Here is a 25,615-nt window from a genome sequence, read left to right on the forward strand (position 1 = left end):
GACTGGAATTCGTGGATAGCTTCAGGTGTACATCCCATGTTAGATACCTCGCAGCAGCACCATGTACCGTTAGCGATAAGTTCTTTAGCGTCGTCACCGTTCAGCTCGTTCTGGAATGCGCAAGGAAGTGCGAGGTCACACTTAACAGACCATGCTTTCTTTCCAGGAGTGAATATTGCCTTGCCAGGGAATTTGTCTGCCATCATAGAAACCTGGTTGCGGTTAGAAGCGCGCATTACCAACATGTAGTCAATCATGTCCTTTGTGATGCCTTCAGGTATCTCGCATACGCCGTCCGGACCAGATATTGCGATAACTTTTGCACCGAGTTCAACAGCCTTTGTTGCAGCACCCCATGCTACGTTACCGAATCCAGACAATGCAATTGTCAGACCCTTGATGTCTTTGCCAGCCTTGTGGAGCAAGTGCTGTGTGAAGTAGAGAGCACCGAAACCGGTTGCCTCAGGACGAAGGATAGAACCGCCCCATGTAGAACCCTTACCTGTTAACACACCTGTGTTGTATTCGCGAGCGAGCTTTTTGTACATTCCGTACAAGAAACCGATTTCACGTCCACCAACACCAACGTCACCTGCAGGAATATCTGTGTCAGGACCGATGTTCTTCCAAAGTTCGAGCATGAATGCCTGGCAGAAACGCATGATTTCAGCGTCAGACTTGCCTACCGGGTTGAAATCAGAACCACCTTTACCGCCACCCATAGGCAGAGTGGTCAATGCATTCTTGAATGTCTGCTCGAAGCCTAAGAATTTAAGCATAGATACGTTTACAGCCGGGTGGAAACGCAAACCGCCTTTGTACGGGCCGATAGCGCTGTTGAACTGAACGCGGTAACCGAGGTTGTTCTGTACCTCACCTTTATCGTCAACCCATGTTACACGGAATGTGATGATACGCTCAGGTTCTACCATTCTTTCAACAATCTTGGCTTTCTCAAACTCAGGATGCTGATTGTAAGTGTCTTGAATTGATTCCAACACTTCTCTTACGGCTTGTAAGTACTCTTTTTCGCCCGGATGCTTCATTTCCAGGTCTTGCATTATTTTCTGGACTTCCATAGTATATGTTTTTAGTTAAACTAACATTGTGTCGTTTTCTTGATGACAAATGTAGTCTTTTCTTGTGTAACTGCCAAGGAAAATCCAATTTATTTGATATATGAAACTTACTTTTTGTACTTTTTTACATTATAATTGGCATTTTTGCCCCCTAATGGCTAAAAATAAGCGGAGGCAACATGTGTTACAATGTCGCCTCCGCTGTTGTCGCTATATGAAAAATGTAACTTTTAGTCGATTTTCGACAGAGCCTGCTTCAGGTCGTCAATGAGGTCGTCGGCATCCTCGATACCTATCGACAGACGTATCAGGTCGGGAGCTATGCCGGCTTCTTTCAGCTGCTGTTCGCTCAGCTGGCGGTGTGTGTGGCTTGCCGGATGCAGCACGCATGAGCGGGCGTCGGCCACGTGTGTGGCTATGTTTATAAGCTCGAGCGAGTCCATAAACTTTATTGCTGTGTCGCGGTCGCCCTTCAGTCCGAACGACATTACGCCGCATGAGCCGTTGGGCAGGTACTTGCGGCCCAGCTCGTAGCTTGCGTCATCCTTCAGTCCGCAGTAGGTTACCCATGCCACGTGCGGGTCATTGTGCAGAAACTCTGCCACCTTCTGGGCGTTGGCGCAGTGCTGGCGCACGCGCAGTGCGAGTGTCTCGAGGCCGAGGTTGAGCAAGAAGGCATTCTGCGGCGACGGTATAGAGCCGAGATCGCGCATCAGCTGTGCCGTGAGTTTGGTCATGTAAGCCATCTTGCCGAAGGCCTTTGTGTATGTAAGTCCGTGGTATGACTCGTCGGGAGTGGTCAGTCCGGGGAACTTGTCGGCATGCGCGTCCCAGTCGAAGTTGCCGCTGTCAACCACGCAACCGCCCACCTGTGTTGCGTGTCCGTCCATATATTTAGTGGTAGAGTGGGTAACTATGTCGCATCCCCATTCAAACGGGCGGCAGTTTATTGGTGTTGCAAAGGTGTTGTCTATGATGAGAGGCACGCCGTTCTTGTGTGCGATGCGTGCAAACTTCTCAATGTCGAGCACCTTGCAGCCCGGGTTAGATATTGTTTCGCCGAACAGAACCTTTGTGTTAGGTCTGAAAGCCTTCTGTATTTCCTCCTCGCTGCTTTCGGGGTTGACGAAGGTGCACTCTATGCCGAGCTTCCTCATCGTAACGCCGAACAGGTTGTAGGTTCCGCCGTAAATTTCGTTTGACGTTACGATATGGTCGCCTGCCTCACAGATGTTGAACACGGCGTAGAAGTTGGCAGCCTGACCTGACGACGTAAGCATTGCGCCGACGCCGCCCTCAAGAGCTGCAATCTTCTTTGCAACATTGTCGTTTGTCGGGTTCTGCAGGCGTGTATAGAAATATCCTTCCTTCTTGAGGTCGAACAGCATTGCCATCTCTTCGCTGTTGTCATATTTGAATGTGGTGCTCTGAACTATCGGCGGCTGCACCGGTTCGCCGTTTTTAGGTTCCCATCCTCCGCGCACGCAGAGTGTAGACGGTTTCAGATTTTTCTTCATCTTTCCAGTTTTGTTAGTTTATATATGTTATGCTTTTTTGTTATCCTCTATGCAGCGGCCTGTTGCTGAGGGACTGTCTTCAGCGGCATAATGATGTGCCGCTCATGTCCAGGGGCCGTTCTGCCGGGTTGTTACCTATTGTTTGCTTTGTCGTCGCCGTTGCCTTATTGTCAGCATAAGTGTGCTTATGTTTGTCAAAATGCCATGTGCGTTGCTTAAAATATAATGACATTTAAACGGTATGCACGCTTTGTCTTACATGGCTGACAGCTGGGTTAAGTGTTGCAAAGTTAGCATAAAAAATTGATTGAACGAATATTCTATGGCTTAATTGACTTTTGTTATGATGCGTTTACGCATTACTAATATTATAATAAGGTGTAAATGCCGCCGCATGAACTTTTCGCTGCTTATGGTCGGATAAAATAAAAAAAGCAGAAAATAATCTCATATTTTCCTGATTTTTCAGATTGTTTTCAGATTCGGTTGCTTTATTTGCAAAAAACAAAGGGAGAATATATGCCGCGCGGCGATGTTGCCGAGGGACAGACAAGGCTCCTCTGAGAAAAATAAATGTAAAAAAGAAACAACAGTATAAACAGAAAAAAGGATTATTATGAGAACAATTGATTTTTTGAAGATGACAGCAATCTGCGCTTTCGGCGCACTGGTTACAACATCCTGCAATGACGACGACGATGACGACAAGGTTCAGGTGCCTGGCGTTGTGCAGGAAGCCTTCAGTCAGAAATATGCCGGAGTGCAGCATGTAGAGTGGGAGATGGAGGCCAACGGATATCTCGTTGCCGAGTTTATCAAGGACAGCAAGGAGCATGATGCATGGTATATGGGCGACGGAACATGGATGATGACCGAGGTTGACCACGGCCGCGACCTTACGGCTCTGCCACAGGCTGTGCAGGACGGATATGCACTTACGGTGTATGCGCAGCAGCAGTGGACTGTGGACGACATCGACGAAATACAGCGCAAGGGCTATGAGACAATTTACAAGATTGAGGTGGAGAAAGCCGGACAGCCCGACCACGACCTCTACTTTGACGTAGCCGGAACACTGTTCAGAGACGTTCAGGACCAGGACGACGACCGCAACGAAGGACTGCTGCCGGGACAGATGCCAGCCGAAATACAGGCTTATGTAGACGCCAACTATGCAGGAGCCATGGTGGTTGACTTTGAGAAGGAGCGCAACGGATACGAGCTTGACATACGCCACGGCGGCAAGAGCATAGAGATACGCTTTGACAGCTCATACAACTGGGTGCAGACTTCAACCGACTGCAAGAGAGACATTCCTGCCAACATCCTTGCTGCTGTCAACGCCGCATATCCCGGAAAGGTGATTGACGACTGCGACTATATCGAGACTGCAGCCGGAGAGGCTTATTATCTGATTGATCTCGACAACTATGACAAAGACCTTAAGGTTACCGCCGACGGCGCTATAACCGAGGTGATAGATTACTAAATAATTTTAACGCTGCGGGCGGGGGCACATGTTTGTGCCTCCGTTCGTTTTTTAGTGGGATAATGTCAAAAAACTTTGATATTGTTTCACTCTTTTCTTACTTTATTAGTATCTTTGCGGAAAAAGACTTTTAACCCAAATCGTTATTAGTATTCGGTCAGGATTTTGCTTAATATAGAGCGGCTTTTCGTTAGATTTTTTCAGGCATAGCGTGCTATGTCAAGAAGAAGCCGGCAAAAAGACGCTATTAGAGACAAAAATACGGGCTGAAAGCATGAAAGCACAAAATAGGTAAAGCTATGTGCGGTCTAATGACCGGTTGGGGTTTAATCTTGTCTAATCTGAGAAAGACTGTAAAGTATGGGCTTGTTTAAGTTTTATTCGCATTTAGCCAAGCCGGTGGCACGTCGCCGTGAGCTGTTCCTGCTGCTTTTGGGCGCAGCCATGCCAGCCCTGTTGCTGCTGCCTTTTGTCGGCAGTTTCAGCCTGTTTGTCATTATTCTCATGTTCTGGTGCATGCTTGTAGCCACGCTTTATTGTCTTTATAAGGAGAAAAAACATAATAACTGACATAACGATATGAGCGAAAACGAGCCACAGCAGTGGAAAAAATTTTATCTGAAGGATGTGTCGTTCATGAACCTTATGACACATCGCATATTCAATGTGCTTATAGTTGCCAATCCGTATGATGCCTTCATGCTTGAGGACGATGGCCGTGTTGACGAAAAGATATTCAACGAATACACCGAGCTAGGTCTTCGCTATCCGCCGACGTTCACCCAGGTGAGCACCACGGAGGAGGCTGCCGAGGTGCTGGCCTCTACCAGCATCGACCTCGTGATATGCATGCCCGGTAATGCAGACAACGACGCCTTCACGGTGGCACGTTCCGTAAAGGCAAAGTTTCCCGATATTCCCTGCGTCGTTCTTACGCCCTTCTCTCACGGCATAACGCGCCGCATGGTCAACGAAGACCTGTCAATCTTTGAGTATGTGTTCTGCTGGCTGGGCAACACCAACCTGATTTTGTCCATCATAAAACTGATAGAGGACAAGATGAACCTTGAACACGACATTGCCGAGGCAGGCGTGCAGATGATTCTGCTCGTGGAGGACAGCATACGCTTCTATTCGTCTTTGCTGCCCACTCTCTACAGCTTTATCCTCGCCCAGAGCCAAAGCTTCGCCACGGAGGCACTCAACCCCCACAGCGCCGCGCTGCGAATGAGGGGCAGGCCTAAGGTGGTGCTGGCAAGAAACTACGATGAGGCTATGGAGCTCTACACGAAATACCGCGACAATACGCTCGGAATAATCTCTGACTGCCGCTTCCCGAAGGGCGAAGAGAAAGACCCCGAGGCAGGACTGAAGCTGCTCCGCGAGATAAGGAAGGACAACGAATACATACCGCTGATACTGCAAAGCAGCGAGAGCGAAAACCGCAAGAAGGCCGAGGCCGAACGTTTCCTGTTTATTGACAAGAACTCAAAGAAGATGAACCTCGACCTGCGCAGACTCATGGAGGAGCACATGGGCTTCGGCGACTTCATATTCCGCGACCCGAAGACGCATGAGGAAGTGATGCGCGTGCGCACGCTGAAGGAGCTGCAGGACAATATCTTCAAGATACCTTACGACTCGATGCTCTATCACATATCCCGAAACCACATGAGCCGATGGCTGTGTGCCAGGGCGATATTCCCCGTTTCGGAGTTTCTGAAGAACGTTACGTGGCACAAGCTGCAGGATGTTGACCTTCACCGCAAGATTATCTTTGAGGCCATTGTGCAGTATCGCCACATGAAGAACATAGGTGTCGTGGCTGTGTTCGACCGCGGAAAGTTCGACCGCTACGCCCACTTTGCACGTATCGGCGACGGCTCTCTTGGCGGAAAAGGCCGCGGACTGGCTTTCCTCGACAATATAATAAAGAGCCATCCTGAGTTTAGCGAGCGCGAAGGCGTCAAGGTGTCGATACCCAAGACCGTGGTGCTCTGCACCGATGTGTTCGACAGGTTCATGGAGAGCAACAACCTCTATCAGATAGCCCTGAGTGATGCCAGCGACGAGGAAATACTGCACCACTTCCTGAAGGCGCAGCTTCCGGACAAGTATATATCAGACTTCCTCACCTTCTTCGAGGCAACCGACCGTCCTATTGCCATACGTTCGTCGAGCCTGCTCGAAGACTCTCACTATCAGCCCTTTGCCGGCATATATTCGACATATATGATACCGAAGCTCGACGACAAGTATCAGATGCTGCAGATGCTTGCCGCCGCCATAAAGAGTGTGTATGCCTCGGTCTACTATCGCGACTCGAAGGCATACATGACGGCCACGAGCAACGTGATAGACCAGGAGAAGATGGCTGTAGTGCTGCAGGAAGTGGTCGGCAAACAATATGGAGACCGCTATTATCCTAATATATCAGGCGTGTTGCGTTCCATCAACTATTATCCTGTAGGCAACGAGACATCAGAGCAGGGCATTGCGAGTCTTGCGCTCGGACTGGGTAAGTATATCGTAGACGGAGGACAGACGCTGCGCGTAAGTCCGTATCATCCTGACCATGTCATGCAGACAAGTAAGGTTGAGCTTGCGCTTAGTCAGACGCAGACACAGTTTTATGCTCTTGACATGAAGGACGTAGGCGACGACTTTAAGGTTGACGACGGATTTAATATTCTCAAGCTTGACGTGGCTGATGCCGACAAGGACGGCGCCCTGACATACATAGCCTCTACTTTCGATCCTTATAACAATATGCTGCGCAAGGGGGCATATGATGAAGGCTGGAAGGTGGTTTCGTTCTGCGGCGTCTTGCAGAACGGGGCTTTCCCGCTGCCCGAACTGATGCAAATGGCTATGAAATACGGAGCCGAGGGCATGAGGCGTCCGGTTGAGATAGAGTTCGCATGCAATATAAACAACGACCGCACGGGAGAATTCTATCTGCTGCAGATGCGTCCTATCGTAGACTGCAAGCAGATGCTTGACGAAGACTTGACCAAGATTGACGACAAGCGATGCCTGCTGCGTTCTCACAATTCGCTCGGACATGGCGTCAGCAACGAGATAATGGACATAGTATACGTTAAGGCTGACGAGAATTTCACGGCGGCAAACAATCCGCTCATTGCAAGTGAAATAGAGCATATCAACCATAAGTTTGTTGAGGAAAACAAGAACTACATTCTTATCGGACCGGGCCGCTGGGGCTCTAGCGACTCATGGCTTGGCGTTCCCGTAAAGTGGGCATACATCAGTGCTGCCTGTCTGATTGTTGAGGCCGGACTGGCAAACTATCGCATCGATCCGAGTCAGGGCTCACATTTCTTCCAGAACGTAACAAGTCTTGGCGTTGGCTATTTTACCATTGACGATTACAAAGACGACGGTATCTACCGTAAGGATTTGCTCGACGCCATGCCGGCAGTGTACGAAACGGAGTCTGTGCGCCACGTGCGCTTCAGCCGTCCGCTTAAGATAATGATGGACGGCATGAAGCAGGAGGGCATCGTTCTGCTGCCTGAAGATGACTGACGCTTACTTTTTATTATTATATCGCGGCTGTTCCACTTAGCGGTGGGGCAGCCGTTTTTTTGTGCTGTCATGTGTTATGGAGGTGCCTGTATGCACATTTGTTAGACGGTTGCGTATTTGCTTCTGATAAGTTCCATGTGTCGTGAGAACAGAAAACTTTGCGGTCTGAACAAACCGGTTGAGCCCCTGAGACGGCAGTATTTGAAACCGGAATACATTTTGGCGTGAAAACGGCAGAAAATGTGCGGTTTATGTAATTCTCTGATATGTAGTGCTTTACGGCGTTTTTTTTATGGTTTGATAAACTGAAATAATGTCTGTTCCGTTGTGAAATGCAGTCTTTTACATGGCAAAACATGGCCTTTTATGTTATGAAAAGCAGTGGATTGCAGTGTGAAAACATATCTTTTTGAGCGTAAAACGTCTTTTATGTGTTAAATACATTAACCTTTCTGCCTTTTGATGTCAAATGCCTTAACATTTCGTAAGACTTGAATTTCTGTTTCGTCAGAAAACTTTGTAAAAGTTTTTCTTGCCCTTTCTGTACGCCTGCTCCTGTATGTTCAGTGGCACGTATTGGCCGCTTGTAGTGTCATGGCATGATGTAACGCTTTCATTAAGTAAACGCCCGGCCGGATAAAGGCTGTAGGAAGGCAGCCGGAATGATGCTGAAAGGCAAATGAAAGCATTATGGCGCCTGGCGGATGAAAACAATATTAGGCCGGGAGTGCAGATAGGGGTTTAACTCTTTTTACGTAGGCAGATGCCCCGAAAGCCGCGTTAAAGCATTATTTTTGCAGTGAAATTAACGCCGTTTTGGTAAAACCGAATACATAATAATAACAATAAAAAGAAAAAACAGAATATGGACAACAGACAAGAGTTTTATTCGCGGCAGGTAGAAAGCCTGTCGGCCATGATACAGCGGCTGAAGCGCAAGGGGCGCACCTATGTGGCAATGGAGCTTGTAACGTTTTGCCTTGCCGTGCTGGCCTTTGTGTTTTTCTGCCTGCGCGGACTGCCCGTAGGTCTGCTTTGCCTTTCCGTGGCGTTTATGGCAGCCTATGTAGTGGCTCGCCGTGCCGACGTGCGCAACAGCGAGACCACCGACATGCTGCGCCGCCGGCGCCAGGTGTATGAGAAGGAACTGAGCTATCTGCGCGGCGACTACAGCTGCTTTGGCAGCGGAAGCCGCTACATCGACTCGTCGCACGCGTTCACTTACGACATGGACGTGTTCGGCCGCGACTCGCTCTTCAACCGCATTAATCGCACGGTAACCACCGGCGGAAGCGACTTTCTGGCTTCATCGTTCCAAAGTCTGCTTAAAGACAAGGCTGAGATAGAGGCACGCCGCCGCGCCATAGCCGAACTGGCGGGCATGGAGAGCTGGCGCACGGAGTTTCTGGCGCTCGGTCAGCGCCTGGCGTCGGACACAAAGAAGAAGGGCGAAGCCATAGACACGGCGATGATAAATCGTGTTGTCAGTGAGATTAGCGCCATGAACATTGCTCCTCAGGCAGGCAGCATGCTTGCCCTCGTGGTGGCGTGGGCGGCCATAGCAGGCTTCATTGCCGTCATGGTATTGGCAATAGTGGGCATTGTCCCGTCGTCGCTTGCCGTCATGTGGGGTGTGGTGCAGATGTTCCTCGTCATAGCCCTCAACATGAGGTCGCTGCGCCAGATAAGCCGCGCCGTCGAGAAGTTGCATGCACATCTGCACGACTATATCGGACTGATACGCCACATAGGCAGTGAAGAGTTTGAGAGCGAATGCCTGCGCGACTTGCGCAACAGGCTGACATCGGGCGACGACGGCGCGCTGACTTCGTTTGGAGAGCTGTCAGATATTCTGAAAAGTCTCGACCGTCGTGGTAACTTCATCGGACTTATTCTGTTCAACATGTTTGCCCTGAGCGACTTTTTCCTCGTGCGCCGTTTCCTCAGATGGCAGCGCCACTATATGGAGCGTATAGCCGACTGGACCGGATGCGTGAGCCAGATCGACGCTCTTGTGTCGATGGCCGTATACAGCTACAACGAGCAGCAGGCTGTTGTGGCAGAGGTGGTTGAGGCCGCCGGAGTGGTGTATGAGGCCAAGGGCATTTATCATCCCTTCCTTGGAGCCAAGGCCGTGCGCAACGATTTCACCATTGATGACGGCAACTATTATATCGTAACCGGTGCAAACATGGCCGGCAAGAGCACCTTCCTGCGCTCTATCGGCGTCAACTACATTCTAGCAATGAACGGAATGCCCGTGTTTGCCGAGTCGCTGCGCGTGTCGGTGTTCAACCTTTTCAGCAGCATGCGCACCGCCGACGACCTGAGCCGCGGCATATCCTACTTCAACGCCGAGCTGCTCCGTCTGCGCCAGTTGATAGAGAGCTGCAAGCATGCAGCCCGCACGCTGATAATACTCGACGAGATTCTGAAGGGCACCAACTCGCTCGACAAGCTCAACGGCTCGCGTCTTTTCCTTCAGGAGATATCCCGCCTGCCCGTGTCAGGCATAATAGCCACCCACGACCTCGAACTGTCGAAGATGGAGGACGACGCCCCGTCGCGCTTCCACAACTGGTGCTTTGAGATAGAGCTGGGCGGCAACATAACCTACACCTACAAGATAACGCCCGGCGTGGCACGCAACCAGAACGCCACGTATCTGCTGAAGAAGATAATAGAGGAGATATAGTTCCGTTTAAGGAGTTAAAGTAGTTAGAGGAGTCAGAGTAGTTAAAGTCATTAGTATTCAGGTTATGTCCGGTTTGTAAAGATAGCAGAAAATTTATTGAAATATATCAACAAAACCAATGACTTTAACTACTCTGACTCCTCTAACTACTTTAACTCCTCGCCTTAAATATTGATTTAAATCAACAAATCACTGTTATATTGCATTTTATACACTCAAAATATTGCATATTAGTAAAAAATCCGTACCTTTGCATCGTGTTTTTCATAGTATTAGATTTAAGGTTAACAAGGTTGGAGTACAGCGGTACTCCTTTTTTTATGCCCTTATCTAAATAACCGTCTTTTAACAGTTTTGCTTCCTTTATGTTTTTATGCCGCGGCACATGTCTGGCATTCTGCAATTAATTGTAAAACTCACATTGCAAAATATTATGCCGTTTTTGGGCAATGTACAATTAATCTGAAAATTCACCGGAATGCAACACTAAAAGTTGGATTATTCTTTTGTATTGAGAAATTAAAATACTAACTTTGCGCTGTGTAACAGAACGTTTATTTATAAAACATAAAAAAAGGTATTATGGTAAGTTATAAGACACTAGGCTTGGTAAACACCCGCGAGATGTTTAAAAGAGCCATTAACGGCGGTTACGCCATTCCGGCATTCAACTTCAATAACATGGAGCAGCTTCAGGCTATCATCAAGGCTTCTTCAGAACTGAAGTCTCCGGTAATCCTGCAGGTTTCTAAAGGTGCGCGCAACTATGCCAACCAGACACTGCTCGAGTATATGGCTCAGGGTGCTGTAGAGTATGCTAAGGAACTTGGCTGCGCTCATCCTGAGATAGCACTTCACCTTGACCACGGTGACAGCTTCGAGCTTTGCAAGAGCTGTGTAGACATGGGCTTCTCTTCTGTTATGATAGACGGTTCTGCCCTGCCTTATGACGAGAATGTTGCTCTTACTAAAAAGGTTGTTGAGTATGCTCATCAGTATGACGTTACTGTAGAGGGTGAGCTCGGTGTGCTCGCCGGCGTTGAGGACGAGGTTGCTTCTGAGGTTTCTCACTATACAAAGCCTGAGGAAGTTATCGACTTCACAAGCAAGACAGGCGTTGACTCTCTCGCTATCTCTATCGGTACAAGCCACGGAGCTTACAAGTTTAAGCCGGAGCAGTGCACACGCGACCCGAAGACAGGCCGCCTGGTTCCTCCTCCATTGGCATTCGATATTCTTGATGCTATCATGCAGCAGCTTCCCGGATTCCCAATCGTGCTCCACGGTTCTTCTTCAGTTCCTCAGGAATATGTTGACATCATCAACCAGTACGGCGGCAAACTGCCTGACGCTGTTGGTATTCCTGAAGAGCAGCTTCGCAAGGCTTCTAAGAGCGCCGTTTGCAAGATTAACATCGACTCAGACTCTCGTCTGGCTTTCACAGCTGCTGTTCGTAAGACTTTGGCTGAGAAACCTGCTGAGTTCGACCCGCGTAAATACTGCGGACCTGCACGCGACCTCATGGAGGAAATGTACAAGCACAAGATCACAAACGTGCTCGGTTCAGACAACAAGCTGGCTCAGCTCGACTAATTCTGACATTCGGCACATTAAGAAATATAAGTGCATAGATATTTATAAAAGTGAAAATTCCACAGTGAATTTTCACTTTTATTGTTTTCAGCCATACCTCTCATCCCATTTCCCGACATTTATAATTGTTGATATCTTGCGGGATATGCCGCGGTGCAGGCATTACTTTCATCTGTATATATGCTGCTATTGCCTGTAAAAGGCACTAAACCGCATTGTGAAACGTGTGCTTTTGCATGCCGGAATACGTCCTTTTGCGTTGCGAAAGCTATGCTTTGGCATAGGCTGTGGCAAGTGTCGGATTAATTAAAGAATTTTTTTCTTAGAAACTCATCACTCATCACAAGCGCCATTAACGTTTTGACAGTCAGTGAGATATGGTGTGATGAGTTGACTTCTCAACTCGTCACACTCTAAAATATTGTGATTCAATATGTTAAGCACTAATGTGATGAGTGATGAGTTTTAAGAAAAATTTTTTAGTTCAAGTCTATCCTGATTCTTGTTTCTGAGAAATAAAAATGCGGCATCACGTACCTGTTGTGCGTAATGCCGCATTTGTTGCTTTTATAATATATTTATTTGCATATAGCCTCGACGGCTTGTTGCCGTGGTTATAGCGGTTTTCTGCGTTATGTCCTTATCAGGTTGCGTCCCGCGTCAATTCTAAGGAAAATGAACAGCAGTATGGTGAAGCCCCATAATGACGAACCTCCATAGCTGAAGAAGGGCAGGGGGATACCTATGACAGGCGTAAGACCGAGCACCATGCCCACGTTGATGAACACGTGGAAGAGGAATATGCTCAGGACGCAGTAGCCGTAGACACGGCCAAACTTGAACGGCTGCCGTTCGGCCATCTTTATAAGGCGCAGTATGAGCGCAAGGAACAGCAGCAGCACGCCTGCCGAACCGAGGAAGCCTTCTTCTTCTCCCACGGTGCAGAAGATGAAGTCGGTGTCCTGTTCGGGCACGAATTTCAGCTTGGTCTGTGTGCCGTTCAGGAATCCTTTGCCTTTCAGTCCGCCCGAGCCGATGGCTATCTCGCTCTGGTGGACGTTGTATCCCGCTCCGGCAAGGTCTTCGTCGAGGCCAAGCAGAACGTTGATACGCACCCTCTGGTGGGGCTCCATGATATTGTTGAGCACATAGTCGGCCGAATAGAAGAAGGCTATTGAGCCGATTGTGAACAGCAGGATGTAAAGATAGTGCTTTATGCGCCTGTTCATCCATAGGTAGACCAGATATCCCACAAGACCTGCGCTGACAGCCAGCTGCACCCATACGATGTCGAACGGGATGACGAACACGGCGAAAAGAAGCGCGAGGAGAGTTATGCCTACAGAGTAGACAAGTATGGTCAGGGCCTGCTGCTTGTCCTTGCAGTAGACGTAGACCATGCCCGACGTGAATATCTGTACGAGCAGCAGTACGGCAAACTTGCCTATTGATGTCGTAGTGTCGAACATCAGAGCTTCCTCGTAACGTATGCCCACAACGAAATAGATAACCATTGCAACGCCCGTGAACAGCACGCTGCCGGTCATTCCCTCGCGGTAGAACATGAGGAAGAAGGATATGTAGACCAGTGCCGAGCCGGTTTCTTTCTGTGCCACGATGAAGAGCATCGGCAGCAATACCACCGCGAAGGCAGCCGCCATGTCTTTCCATCTGTGCATGTTGAAGCCGTAGGTGCTCATAAGTTTCGACACGGCAAGGGCTGTGGCAAACTTGGCAAACTCGGCAGGCTGCAGTCGCAGCGGGCCAAGCACGAGCCATGAGCGCGAGCCTTTTATCTCGTGGGGGTTGAATATCGTTGCAAACAGCAGCAACAGCAGTATGGCATATATGATATAGGCGAACGTGTCGTAGAAGCGGTCGTCGAGCATCAGCAGCACGAAGCCGAGGCAGATAGACGTGCCTATCCACACTATCTGCATGCCCGAGCGTGTGCTCAGACTGAATATGTCGGTGTCGCCGTAGGTATAGCTTGCACCGCACACGCTCAGCCAGCCGAATGCCAGCAGAGCCAAATATATGCCTATCGTCCACCAGTCGAGTGAACGAAGTACGCTTGGTTGTTTATCTGTTTGCTGCCCCATAACTTATACGTCTGCGCTGGAAGTCGGTCGCCCTCTTCTCTGATTCGGGCGAGAGCTTGCCTTTGATATACTGTTCCATCATAAGTGCGCCGATAGGCACACCATAGTCGGCGCCGAATCCGCCGTTTTCAACATACACGGCGATGGCTATCTTAGGATTGTTCATCGGCGCGAAGCCCATGAAGATAGAGTGGTCTTGTCCGTGGTTCTGTGCCGTACCGGTCTTTCCGCACACCTCATAGTCGGCCCTGTCGGCGGCGCGGCAGGTTCCTCCGGTTACTGCACGCCTCATGCCTGCCACGATATATTCGTATGCCCTGCGGCTGGCTTTTGTGTAATGTTTCTCTCTGAACTTGGCTTCGAGCTGTTCGCCCTTCACCTTCTTCACCACGTGCGGTGTGTAGAAGTATCCGCGGTTGGCTATCGTTGCCCCGAGGTTGGCTATTTGCAGCGGCGTAAGCAGCACCTCGCCCTGTCCTATGGCGATGCTGATTACGGTCAGGGCATTCCATGAACCCCTGTGTGCCTTGTCGTAATATTGTGCGTTTGGTATCAGGCCTCGTTTCTCTCCGGACAGGTCGATGCCCAGTTTGTAGCCGAATCCCATGCTCACCATGTAGTCGCGCCATGTGTTCATGCCTTCCTGTACATTCTTGTATTTCTTCCTGTTGCCGAGCATATAGTAGAGTCCCCAGCAGAAGTAGCCGTTGCAGGATGTTCCTATTGCTGGTACAAGGCTTATGGGTGAGGCGTGGCCGTGGCATCCTACGTGGAGTCCGCGGCAGTAGAATCCGTGATGGCAGGGGAACGATGTGCCCGGACCTATTATGCCTTCGGTAAGGAAGGTGAGGCCTTGTGTGGTCTTGAATGTTGAGCCCGGAGGATACATACCCATGATAGAACGGTTGAGCAGCGGCTTCCACGGGTTGCGTGAGAGCATGGCGTGCATCTTTCCGCGCTTGCGTCCAGTTACTGTCCTCGGGTCGTATGTAGGCGATGATACCATGCACAGCACCTCGCCGGTGGACGGCTCGATGGCCACGATGCTGCCTATCTTTCCCTCAAGGAGCCTCTCGCCCAGTGCCTGCAGTTTTATGTCGAGGCTCAGAGTGAGGTCTTTGCCGGGCACAGGCCTGCGGTCGAACTTTCCGTTCATGTAGCTGCCCTGTATCCGTCCGTGGGCGTCGCGCAGCATTATCTGCACGCCCTTCTCGCCGCGCAGCTGCTTTTCGTATGACTTCTCCACGCCCATCTTGCCTATGTAGTCGCCGGGCTGATAGTAGGAATCTTCCTCTATGTCGGCTGCCGACACTTCAGCCACGTCGCCAAGTACGTGTGCGGCATACGGCATGGTGTATTGTCTTACGCTTCGGCGCTGTACGTAGAAGCCCGGAAAGCGGTAAATCTTTTCCTGAAATACGCTGAACTCTTTTTCTGACAGCTGGCTCATGAAGAGCTGCTGCGTAAAGCGTGAGTAGCCAGGATTCTTGTTGCGGTCTTTTATCTCCTCCATTCTCTTGATGAAAAACTCTTTTGTTATGCCAAGAGAATTGCAGAATTCGGTGGTGTCGAGTCTTCCTTTCTCCTCGTTCATCACCACCATTATGTCGTAGGCATTCTGGTTGTATACAAGCAGTTTGCCGTTTCTGTCGGATATGACGCCACGCGCCGGAAACTCAACTTTCTTGAGGAAAGCGTTGCTGTCGGCGTTTTTCTTGTAGTCGTCGCTCATTATCTGCAGCGTGAAAAGGCGTATGATGTAGACGGTGACTATGAATATAGCCACTCCCGCAATGACATAACGTCTGTATTCAAGTCCGTATTCCTTGTCCATAATCCGGCCTTTCCTGCTTTTAGAACATTATCTTTTTCTGACGTTTTCGATTACAATTATCAGGATTACGGTGAGCACGGTGCTTCCGCCGATGTTTTTGAGCCATTGCAGCCAGTTGAAGAAGTTGAACGACTCAATGGTGAAGAATATGATGTTGTAAGCGAAAACGCATATTATCGTGTAGTAGATAAATTTTGCCATGCCCAGCGATCTTATCGTAGGCTTGAGGTCTTCAGGCGAGTCACGCTGTATGAACAGATTGAGAACGTATGGCTGCATCAGGCCGAGCAGTGTGGTCGACGTTGCCGCCACGCCCGGGGTGTTGGAGAAAATGTCGATGCAGAGACCTGTGAAGAAGCTCCAAAGCAGTGTGCCCCATCGGGGATAGTCGTGTCTGAACAGCAGTATGAAATATACATACAGCAGCGGCGTGGCGCAACCGAACAAGTTGATGTGGTTGAGCACCAGGGCCTGTGCCAGACATAGGATGATGAATGTGAGAAACTGTTTTATTATTTCTATGTTCATTCTGTTGTCGTTATCCTTAGTTCTGCTTTATTTTTAATGAGTCTTCAGCCGAGCGGAGCAGGTTGATGCGCTCCTCCATTGCCGAATTGTCAATGATGCATACATCGCGGATGTTGCCGAAATCAGTTGTAAGACGCACCTGTATTCTGTAAGAGAGTCCGTCGTGCGAGTTGTATACGTGCAGTATCTGTCCTACGATAATGCCCGGAGGGAATATCGAAGAGTAGCCGCTCGTCTCAACAAGGTCGCCGAGGCGGAAGTGTGCGTGGCGCGGGATGTCGTCTACATAGGCCAGCTCTGCCGCACCGCCTGTCCAGTGCAGATATCCGTAATAGCCGCGCTTCTTGATGGTGACGCTGATGTTCGACTTGGAGTTGAGCACCGGTATGACCACAGAATAATGCTCTGACACCATGTAAACTACGCCCACGACGCCGTTTCCACAGGCCACGCCCATGTCCTTGCGCACGCCGTCGGCCGAGCCTTTGTCAAGGGTTATAAAGTTGTCTCTCTTGTCGATAGAGTTGGTTATAACCTTTGCCGGTATGAGCTTGTAGTCTTTCAGTATCTCCATCTGTGCGCGCTGAAGGCGTGTAGAGTCGCCCGTGTTGCTCTTTATCTGTTCAGACAGCTTCCTTACTGTCTGCTCGAGATAAAGGTTGCGCGTATTGAGTTGCTGGTTTATCTTTGTCAGGTTGAAGAATGTCTTCACTGCAGCGTCCCATTCGTATACCTTTCCGGTTACGGCATTGGCCGACGAGAAGAACACGCTGCCCTGATAGCTGTTGAATCTGAACAGCAGCGTCAGGCTGATAACTTCAAGTATGACAAAGAGAAACCAGTGGTTATATTTCGCAAGAAATTCCAGTAGGTTGCGCATGGCTTATCTCATCAAGAACGAGAAGCGGTCAACGTTCTTCAATGCAATACCCGCTCCTTTTGCTACGCTGTGCAAAGGATCGTCGGCCACGTGGAACTGGATGTTAATCTTGTCGGTGAGACGTTTGTCGAGACCTCTGAGCAGTGCGCCTCCTCCGGTGAGGTAGATACCGTTCTTTACGATGTCGGCATAAAGCTCAGGCGGAGTCTTCTCGAGAGCAGAGAGCACGGCGTTCTCTATCTTGGCGATGGTGCGGTCAAGACAGTGGGCTATCTCCTGATAGCATACGGGCACCTCCATAGGCAGGGCCGTAATCTTGTTAGGTCCGTGTACTACATAGTCTTCGGGAGCTTCTTCTCCAAGGTCTGTCAGTGCCGATCCTACGTGTATCTTGATGCGCTCGGCCATACGTTCGCTGACCTTGACATTGTGCTGGCGGCTCATGTACTCCTGAATTTCGGCAGTGAGGTCGTCGCCGGCAGTGCGGATAGAGTTGTTCGACACGATGCCTCCGAGAGAAATTACGGCAATCTCGGTGCTTCCGCCGCCGATGTCGACAATCATGTTACCTTCGGGAGCTTCAACGTCGATGCCGATGCCGATGGCAGCAGCCATAGGCTCGAATATGAGGTAGACGTCGCGTCCGTCGGCGTGCTCGGCAGAGTCGCGCACGGCGCGCAGCTCAACTTCGGTAGAGCCAGACGGCACGCCTATCACCATGCGGAGTGAAGGCGAGAAGAAACGTCTTCCGGTGTGTACCATCTTGATAAGTCCGCGCATCATCTGCTCACAGGCAGTGAAGTCGGCTATGACGCCGTCGCGCAGCGGGCGTATCGTGCGGATGTTGTCATGAGTCTTCTCATACATCATCTTAGCCTTTTCGCCTACGGCTATCATTTTGTCTGTGCGGCGGTCGAGCGCTACTACAGACGGCTCGTCAACAACAATCTTGTCATCACTGATAATGATGGTGTTGGCCGTGCCGAGATCCATTGCGATCTCCTGGATAAAAGAAAAAAATCCCATTACTTGATAAAGTTTATAGCTATAAATATAATTTTATTGTCTCTTCTTGAAGTCTTGCGTCTTTCGCCCGGCAGGGCGAAAGACGTCGAGCGGATTGTCTTGTCTGTGTCTTATTTTTCAAACCATTCGTGAATGGCGGTGTCGTAGTGGCTGCTTACGCCGAAGGCGCGTGTAGCCAGCATGCGGCGGTCTTCGATGTCGGTCTGTGCGCCCTTCTTGTTGAGGATGTCGAGCAGCACGCCATATTCAGCCTTGCTGGGCACGATCACCACGTCTTTGAAGTTCTTTGCTCCGGCGCGTATCAGAGATATTCCGCCAATGTCTATCTTTTCGATTATGTCGGCCTCAGAAGCTCCGCTTGCAACGGTCTGCTCGAAAGGATAGAGGTCTACGATAACTAGGTCGATTTCAGGTATTTCATACTGCTTCATCTGCTCCTGGTCGCCTTCGTTGTCGCGGCGGCCGAGGATGCCTCCGAATACTTTGGGGTGAAGAGTCTTCACGCGTCCTCCCAGGATAGAGGGATATGTCGTTACGCTCTCTACGGCCTGGCATTCATATCCGAGCGACTCGATAAACTTCTGTGTGCCGCCTGTAGATAAAAACTTTACTCCTTCTTCGTTCAGCTTAGCCAGCAGCTCGTCGAGTCCGTCTTTGTGAAACACGGACACGAGTGCGGTCTTGATTCTTTTTGTTTCAGCCATGTCTTTAAAAATTATCTGTTTTTTAGAGTGCAAAGTTACTAAAAAACGTTGATTTTACAATATATTTCAACCAAAAATTATAAATGTTTTGATTTAGGACAATAAATGCGGGCAGTGCATGGTGTTTTGGCGTTTGAAATGTGTCTCGCCGGGTTATGCCGGGCCTTTCCGGCTTTGGCTGCGCCGGACTTGCCTTCTTGTAGTCTGTTGCGTTATGTCCGTATCGTGTTTTGCGTGTATGTTATGGCACGTTGCTGTGCATCTTATGACCTGATACCAAGTGATTTGGCAGTCTTCCGTCCGTATGTTTTGATGCTTGTTTCTGTTCCGGCTGTTGTCTGCCTGCGGTCAGGTTCTGTGTCGTAGGGTGTAAGCATTATGGCTGTTTTATGGTGCAATGTGTCATTGTGATTTTGTACGCGTTTCTGCTCGAAATAGAATTTGTGCAGCCGTTGTTTTGCGGCTTGTTCGGAATTTTCTTTACTAAACAATGCAAAAGCATAGGTTTCACATTTCCGTTTGATGCCTTTCGCTTTGTAAAAGGCAAGTTTTCGCGTCCGTATTGACCGGCTTTTGTTGCTTGAAATGTGGATTTTCGTGCTGCTTTCCGGTGATTTTTGTTGCACATTTTATCTGTGTCCTTCGTATCGTCCGGTATTACAGTGCTTTATGATTGCACACGATTTGCGCGTTATTTTAAGCCGTATGCGTGTCTGTTTCTGAAAAGCTGAGTTCTGGAGCCTTGTTGTAAATCAAAATGCAAGCGTTTTGGGGCTTATTCTGTCAATGTGTCGTGTGTTGCTGTGGCTTGCCTGATGGTGGTTCACCTGTTACTGCTTGATTTTATTGTCTGTTGTGGTCGTCTTGTCTTGTTGTCTATTTTGTGCTTTGTCTGCTTCGGGGTTTCTTTTGTGTGAGCGGCAACTTGTTTTACGTGCAGGCTTTGTCCGTTCATGCGTTGACCGGTTGCCGGCCTTTTTTGTTGGTGCGTGTGGGGAGGGTTGAGGCTTAAATTGGCTTAAGAGAATATAAAATAAAAGAGCCGCAACGTCTGTTGCGGCTCTTGTTGTAGCGGGGGTGGGACCCGAACCCACGACCTCCGGATTATGAATCCGACGCTCTAACCAGCTGAGCTACCCCGCCATCATTTTTCTTTGCGGTTGCAAAGGTAATACAATTTCTTTAAACACCAAAAAATATTTCAACTTTTTATCAAAATCTTATGCGAAAGACGTAAATTTGTGGCAAATAACCAATGAAATGCCTTTAAACTATGGAGAAAAACAAAGTAAACATTGAACATGAGCTGCGTTCTAAGTCGGCCGGATTTATATGGTCGATGCTGAGCACGCCTGAAGGATTGGCCAAATGGCTTTCGGATGAAGTAAGGCTTAATGGCGATTTGTTTACCTTCACATGGGGTAACGTGTGGAGCGACCATGAGATTAGAACTTCGGCTGTGATAGACAAGAAGAAGTTCGACTATATACGCTTCAGATGGTGCGGCGAGGAGTATAAGGACACGTATTGGGAACTGAAAATGAACAAAAGTGACGTAACGGGTGATTTTGTCCTGATGATAACCGACTTTGCCCCCGAGGGCGAAAAGGATACCGTGGTGGATATCTGGCAGGCAAATCTCAGTGCGCTTAGACGGGCTACGGGGCTTTAGCGGCTTCGTAGCCTTTGTTTTTTTTGTGTCCGTCATCCCGCGTTGCGCGGCTTCGCGGCTCTCGCCGGCATATTGTTTCATGCCGGTGTCCGTGGCTTTGGCATGCCGTTTGCATGCGCTTTTAGGGCGCGGTTCCGTACCTTGTGCTGTTGATTGCTTTGCGTTGCGGCGTGGCAGGATGGCGGTGCCATATACATCTTTTATTAAATAAAAAACGCAAAACGTTGTGGTTTGTGATATTTTTGTGCTAATTTTGCAAGCTGGTAAATCTGCTGTATAAATGTCAGAATTAGCATAAAAATGATTCTTAGAGTCAAAAAATTAGATAAATTTATCGCAAAACAGTTCGGACTCCTCTTTGTCGGAACGTTCTTTATATGTCAGTTCGTGCTGATGATGCAGTTTCTTTGGCGCTATGTCGACCAGCTCATCGGTAAGGGTCTGACCATGGACGTGCTGGCCCAGTTCTTCTGGTATATGAGTCTTATGCTCGTGCCGCAGGCGCTTCCGCTGGCCATCCTGCTTTCGTCGCTTATCGCCTTCGGTAACTTGGGCGAGAGCAGCGAGCTTACGGCCATCAAGGCTGCGGGCATATCGCTTATGCAGGCGTTCCGCTCGCTTGTGGTCATCGTCATATTCATAGCCTTGGGCTCTTTCTATTTTCAGGACGTAGTGGCTCCGAGTGCCAACATGTCGTTCTCGAGGCTGCTCCTTTCCATGAAGCAGAAGAGTCCCGAACTGGAGATTCCCGAGGGTATATTCTATGACGGCATTCCGCAGTGTAACCTGTATGTGCAGAAAAAGGACATAAAGACAGGCATGCTCTACGGTGTGATGATTTATAAGATGACCGACAGCTATGACGATGCCGCCATAATTCTGGCCGACTCGGGCATGCTGCAGTCTACGGCAGAGAAAAAGCATCTTGTGCTTACGCTGCACAGCGGCGAATGGTTTGAAAACATGAAGTCGCAGGAGTTTTCGGCAGGCGTAAGCGTGCCTTATCGCCGCGAGACCTTTGTCAAGAAGAGGATAGTGCTCGATTTCGATGCCGACTTTAACGTTGCCGACGCAAGTGCGCTCTCGAACAACGCACGCGGAAAGAGCATCGGACAGATCAACCGCGACGTCGATTCGCTTAACCACGTGTACGACAGCGTCGGCCGTGTGTTCTACAAAGATGCCAAGATGTCGTATTATTCTCCCGTGGCTGTGTCAAAGAAAGACTCTCTGAGAGCCGTCAAGATGGCCGGGACAAAGACTTACAGCTTCGACTCTGTCTATTCGAGACTTTCTGCCGACAGAAAGCTTGAGGCTGTTGATGCGGCCCTCAGCAAGGTGCAGCGCGAAATGAACGACCTCGACTTTAAGGGCATGATAACGGCAGACGGCGACAAGCTTATACGACAGCACAAGATAGAGGCCATCAACAAGTTTACATTGTCGCTTTCGTGCCTGATATTCTTCTTTATCGGTGCGCCCCTGGGTGCCATCATCCGTAAGGGCGGACTTGGCGTTCCGGTGATTATCTCCGTGCTGGTGTTCATCGTGTATTATATTTTCGAGAATACAGGCTACCGCATGTCGCGAGGCGGTATGTGGGCAATATGGTTCGGTAAGAGCATCGCTACGGCTGTGCTTACGCCGCTCGCAATATTCTTCACATACAAGGCCAACAACGACTCTGTCGTGTTCAATCTCGACCTCTACCGCAACTTCTTCATGAAGATATTCGGACTCAGGATAAAGCGTGCCGTGTTCAAGAAGGAGGTTATAATAACCGATCCCGACTATGCGGCCGACTCGGCAACTCTGACCGAAGTGAACCGTGAGATTGGCGACTATGCCCGCGAACACAATCTTTGGCTTGCGCCTAATATAATTAAGGTGTTCTTCAAGTACAGGCCTGACCATACAATCGAGGAAATCAACGAGAAGATAGAGACTGTCATCGAGGATTTGTCGAACACGAAGGACAAGGTGATACTTTCATGTCTTAACGCTTATCCTTTCATGGCAGTAAAGGCGCATACGCGCCCGTTCGACCGCAAATGGATGAATGTGGTTGCGGCAATCATCGTTCCGGTGGGCCTGTTCCTCTATTTGCGCATGTGGCGCTTCCGCCTGCGGCTCATGCGCGACCTGAAGGTCATCAGACAGACCAATGATGCCGTGATAGCACGTATAGAAGAGTTAAATAGCTCAGGCACGTCAAAGGCCTGATATATATAATAAGGTAAACGCTGTTTATGGAAAATTTAAAAATTAATACAATCGAAGAAGCTCTTGAGGACTTCAAGAGAGGCGAGTTTGTAATTGTCGTAGACGATGAAGACCGCGAAAATGAGGGCGATCTTATTATTGCCGCTGAAAAAATTACAGCAGAGAAGGTTAATTTCATGCTGAAGCATGCTCGTGGCGTGCTCTGTGCGCCGATAACGATAAGCAGATGCGATGAGCTTGACCTTCCGCGTCAGGTTGTAGAAAACACATCAGTGTTGGGCACTCCTTTCACTGTTACAGTGGATAAGCTCGATGGCTGTTCTACCGGCGTGTCGGCTCACGACAGGGCCGAGACAATCAAGGCTCTTGCCGATCCGGAGGCTACGCCAAGGACATTCGGACGCCCTGGCCACGTAAATCCGCTTTATGCACAGGACAACGGCGTGCTCAGAAGAAGCGGACACACGGAGGCAACAATAGACCTCTGCAAGCTCTCTGGCCTTTATCCGGCAGGTGCGCTGATGGAGATAATGAACGACGACGGTACGATGGCACGTCTTCCGCAACTCGTGGAGTTCGCAGCAAAATATAATCTTAAAGTCATAACAATTAAGGACCTCATTGCATACAGACTGCAGCGAGAGTCGCTGATAAGCGTAGGCACTATGGTGGATATGCCGACTGAATACGGACATTTCAAGCTTGTTCCGTTCCGTCAGACCAGCAGCGGACTCGAGCACATGGCCCTGATAAAGGGTGAGTGGAAAGAAGACGAGCCTGTGCTCGTGCGTGTTCATTCTTCATGCGCCACCGGAGATGTGTTCGGAAGCATGCGCTGCGATTGCGGACAGCAGCTGCACAAGGCCATGCAGATGATAGAGAAAGAAGGCAAGGGCGTGCTGATATATATGCAGCAGGAAGGACGCGGCATAGGACTTATGAACAAGATTGAGGCCTATAAGCTGCAGGAAGAAGGCCTTGATACCGTTGATGCAAACATACATCTCGGATTCAAGCCCGATGAGCGCGACTACGGCTGCGGCGCGCAGATGCTGCGCAAGCTCGGCGTGCACAAGATGCGACTTATCACCAACAATCCTACAAAGCGTGTAGGCCTTGAGGCTTACGGCCTTGAAATTGTTGAAAATGTTCCAATCGAAATAACGCCTAACGAGTACGATTATAAGTACTTGAAGACAAAAAAAGACCGCATGGGACATACTTTACATTTGTAATTGTAAAAAAAACATTTGTAAAAAAATCATTTTAATAATTGGAATAAAAATATAACATCATTTATTTTTATAGAACGAATAAATTGCTTAAATTTGCAGGAGCATAAATTTAATATATGACAATGGCACAATTATCAGACCGTCTTAATCGCTTGGCACCTTCAGCCACTCTCGCCATGTCACAGAAAAGTGGCGAGATGAAAGCACAAGGTATTGACGTTATTAATATGAGCGTGGGTGAACCAGACTTTAACACACCTGACCACATTAAGGACGCTGCCAAGAAGGCTGTTGACAACAACTTCTCAAGATATTCACCTGTTCCGGGATACATGGATTTGAGAGAGGCTATTGTTGCAAAGCTTAAGAATGAGAACGGCTTAACATATACAGTCAATGAAGTATTGGTGTCTAACGGCGCAAAGCAGAGCGTTTGCAACGCTGTGATGGCACTCGTTAATGAAGGTGACGAAGTTATCATACCGGCACCATATTGGGTTAGTTATCCGCAGATGGTTAAACTGGCAGGAGGAGAGCCTGTAATTGTAGAGGCAGGGTTTGAACAGAACTTCAAGATGACTCCGCAGCAGCTTGAGGCGGCTATTACACCTAAAACTAAAATGCTGATATTGTGCTCTCCGAGTAATCCTACTGGAAGCGTCTATTCAAAGGAAGAGCTCGAAGGACTGGCTGAGGTCATAAAAAGACATGAAGACCTGTATGTCATTGCCGACGAGATTTATGAGCATATCAACTATATTGGCAAGCATAACAGTATAGCGCTTGTTCCCGGAATGAAGGAGAGGACAATTATCGTAAATGGTGTGTCAAAGGCTTATGCAATGACCGGATGGCGTATCGGATATATTGCTGCTCCCGAATGGATCGTGAAAGGCTGCAACAAGCTTCAGGGACAGTACACCAGCGGTCCTTGCTCAGTTAGCCAGAAGGCTGCAGTTGAGGCATACACTGCTTCGCAGGAGTGTGTCGAGACAATGAGACAGGCATTCCACCGCCGTCGTGACCTTATAGTAAAACTTGCAAAGGAGATTCCGGGCCTTGAGGTTAATGTTCCCGAAGGAGCTTTCTACCTGTTCCCGAAGTGCAGTAATTTCTTCGGCAAGAGCTATGAAGGACATGTCATAAATACTTCTACAGACCTTGCGATGTATCTGCTCGAAGTGGCTCACGTAGCTACAGTGGCAGGCGATGCTTTCGGCGATCCTGCTTGTTTCAGAATGAGCTATGCCACAAGCGACGAGAATATTTGTGAGGCTATGAGGCGTATAAAGGAGGCGCTGGCTAAGCTTAAATAACAGCCGAGATAACGATTGCACAAATATATTTTAATGTAAAATACAGAGGAAACGCTGTTAAAACTTATTAATAAATCTTCTTATTGATCATTAATTGTTATCTTTGTGCAGTCTTATTTGGGATCTTGTTTGCAAATATAGGGAAAAACTGTAATTTCATTAATCGGAAACTT

At 49.0% G+C, this 25,615-nt stretch carries 17 protein-coding genes and 1 tRNA gene; 9 read left to right on the top strand and 9 right to left on the bottom strand.

Annotated features, from left to right (window positions below):
• Both ACU52_RS00005 and ACU52_RS00010 read right to left on the bottom strand, forming a co-directional pair.
• A partial coding sequence (locus ACU52_RS00005; protein ID WP_053397307.1) for a Glu/Leu/Phe/Val dehydrogenase dimerization domain-containing protein occupies positions 1–1,079 on the bottom strand: 1,079 nt, incomplete at its 3' end.
• Positions 1,080–1,309: 230 nt separating this feature from the next.
• Positions 1,310–2,596 (bottom strand): O-acetylhomoserine aminocarboxypropyltransferase/cysteine synthase family protein, encoded by a 1,287-nt coding sequence (locus ACU52_RS00010; protein ID WP_053397308.1) that lies wholly within the window; start codon positions 2,594–2,596, stop codon positions 1,310–1,312.
• Positions 2,597–3,212: 616 nt separating this feature from the next.
• On the opposite strand from ACU52_RS00010, the gene ACU52_RS00015 reads away from it, so the two are divergent.
• The 5 genes from ACU52_RS00015 to ACU52_RS00040 all read left to right on the top strand — a co-directional run bounded on the left by ACU52_RS00015 (position 3,213) and on the right by ACU52_RS00040 (position 11,922).
• A complete protein-coding gene (locus ACU52_RS00015) occupies positions 3,213–4,085 on the top strand; it encodes a PepSY-like domain-containing protein (RefSeq protein WP_082335088.1) in 873 nt (290 codons plus the stop codon).
• 360 nt (positions 4,086–4,445) lie between these two features.
• Positions 4,446–4,655: a hypothetical protein gene (locus tag ACU52_RS00020; RefSeq protein ID WP_021855226.1), complete on the top strand. Its 210-nt coding sequence runs from the start codon at positions 4,446–4,448 to the stop codon at positions 4,653–4,655.
• A 9-nt stretch (positions 4,656–4,664) separates the two neighbouring features.
• A complete protein-coding gene (locus ACU52_RS00025; RefSeq protein ID WP_053397310.1) occupies positions 4,665–7,634 on the top strand; it encodes a PEP/pyruvate-binding domain-containing protein in 2,970 nt (989 codons plus the stop codon).
• Between the two features lie 865 nt (positions 7,635–8,499).
• Complete coding sequence (locus ACU52_RS15950) at positions 8,500–10,329, top strand: MutS-related protein (RefSeq protein ID WP_053397311.1); 1,830 nt, start codon at positions 8,500–8,502, stop codon at positions 10,327–10,329.
• Positions 10,330–10,911: 582 nt separating this feature from the next.
• A complete protein-coding gene (locus ACU52_RS00040; RefSeq protein ID WP_021855229.1) occupies positions 10,912–11,922 on the top strand; it encodes a class II fructose-bisphosphate aldolase in 1,011 nt (336 codons plus the stop codon).
• Positions 11,923–12,554: 632 nt separating this feature from the next.
• Here ACU52_RS00040 and rodA read toward each other — a convergent pair.
• From rodA to ACU52_RS00075, 7 genes are all read right to left on the bottom strand, one after another.
• A complete protein-coding gene (gene rodA / locus ACU52_RS00045; protein ID WP_053397313.1) occupies positions 12,555–14,024 on the bottom strand; it encodes a rod shape-determining protein RodA in 1,470 nt (489 codons plus the stop codon).
• Positions 14,005–15,858: a penicillin-binding protein 2 gene (gene mrdA, locus ACU52_RS00050; protein WP_053397314.1), complete on the bottom strand. Its 1,854-nt coding sequence runs from the start codon at positions 15,856–15,858 to the stop codon at positions 14,005–14,007. Before mrdA ends, rodA begins: the two co-directional genes overlap by 20 nt.
• Before the next feature lie 27 nt (positions 15,859–15,885).
• The gene (mreD, locus tag ACU52_RS00055; protein ID WP_021855233.1) at positions 15,886–16,386 is read right to left on the bottom strand and encodes a rod shape-determining protein MreD; all 501 of its coding nucleotides are present in this window, start codon (positions 16,384–16,386) and stop codon (positions 15,886–15,888) included.
• 16 nt (positions 16,387–16,402) lie between these two features.
• Complete coding sequence (mreC, locus tag ACU52_RS00060; protein WP_021855234.1) at positions 16,403–17,266, bottom strand: rod shape-determining protein MreC; 864 nt, start codon at positions 17,264–17,266, stop codon at positions 16,403–16,405.
• A gap of 3 nt (positions 17,267–17,269) precedes the next feature.
• Complete coding sequence (locus tag ACU52_RS00065; RefSeq protein WP_021855235.1) at positions 17,270–18,292, bottom strand: rod shape-determining protein; 1,023 nt, start codon at positions 18,290–18,292, stop codon at positions 17,270–17,272.
• Between the two features lie 110 nt (positions 18,293–18,402).
• Positions 18,403–18,996, bottom strand: coding sequence for an IMP cyclohydrolase (locus ACU52_RS00070; RefSeq protein ID WP_021855236.1), 594 nt, complete (start codon positions 18,994–18,996; stop codon positions 18,403–18,405).
• 1,069 nt (positions 18,997–20,065) lie between these two features.
• Positions 20,066–20,139 (bottom strand) — tRNA-Met (locus ACU52_RS00075).
• 130 nt (positions 20,140–20,269) lie between these two features.
• Here ACU52_RS00075 and ACU52_RS00080 point away from each other — a divergent pair.
• The 4 genes from ACU52_RS00080 (at position 20,270) to ACU52_RS00095 (ending at position 25,442) form a co-directional block, all read left to right on the top strand.
• Complete coding sequence (locus ACU52_RS00080; protein ID WP_021855238.1) at positions 20,270–20,668, top strand: START-like domain-containing protein; 399 nt, start codon at positions 20,270–20,272, stop codon at positions 20,666–20,668.
• 303 nt (positions 20,669–20,971) lie between these two features.
• Positions 20,972–22,891 carry an LptF/LptG family permease gene (locus tag ACU52_RS00085; RefSeq protein ID WP_082335109.1) on the top strand — a complete coding sequence of 640 codons (1,920 nt, stop codon included), beginning with the start codon at positions 20,972–20,974 and terminating at the stop codon, positions 22,889–22,891.
• A 26-nt stretch (positions 22,892–22,917) separates the two neighbouring features.
• Complete coding sequence (locus tag ACU52_RS00090; protein ID WP_053397315.1) at positions 22,918–24,126, top strand: bifunctional 3,4-dihydroxy-2-butanone-4-phosphate synthase/GTP cyclohydrolase II; 1,209 nt, start codon at positions 22,918–22,920, stop codon at positions 24,124–24,126.
• A gap of 122 nt (positions 24,127–24,248) precedes the next feature.
• Positions 24,249–25,442: a pyridoxal phosphate-dependent aminotransferase gene (locus ACU52_RS00095; RefSeq protein WP_021855241.1), complete on the top strand. Its 1,194-nt coding sequence runs from the start codon at positions 24,249–24,251 to the stop codon at positions 25,440–25,442.
• Positions 25,443–25,615: the final 173 nt, after the last annotated feature.

The organism is Xylanibacter rarus (assembly GCF_001275135.1).
Classification (GTDB): domain Bacteria; phylum Bacteroidota; class Bacteroidia; order Bacteroidales; family Bacteroidaceae; genus Prevotella; species Prevotella rara.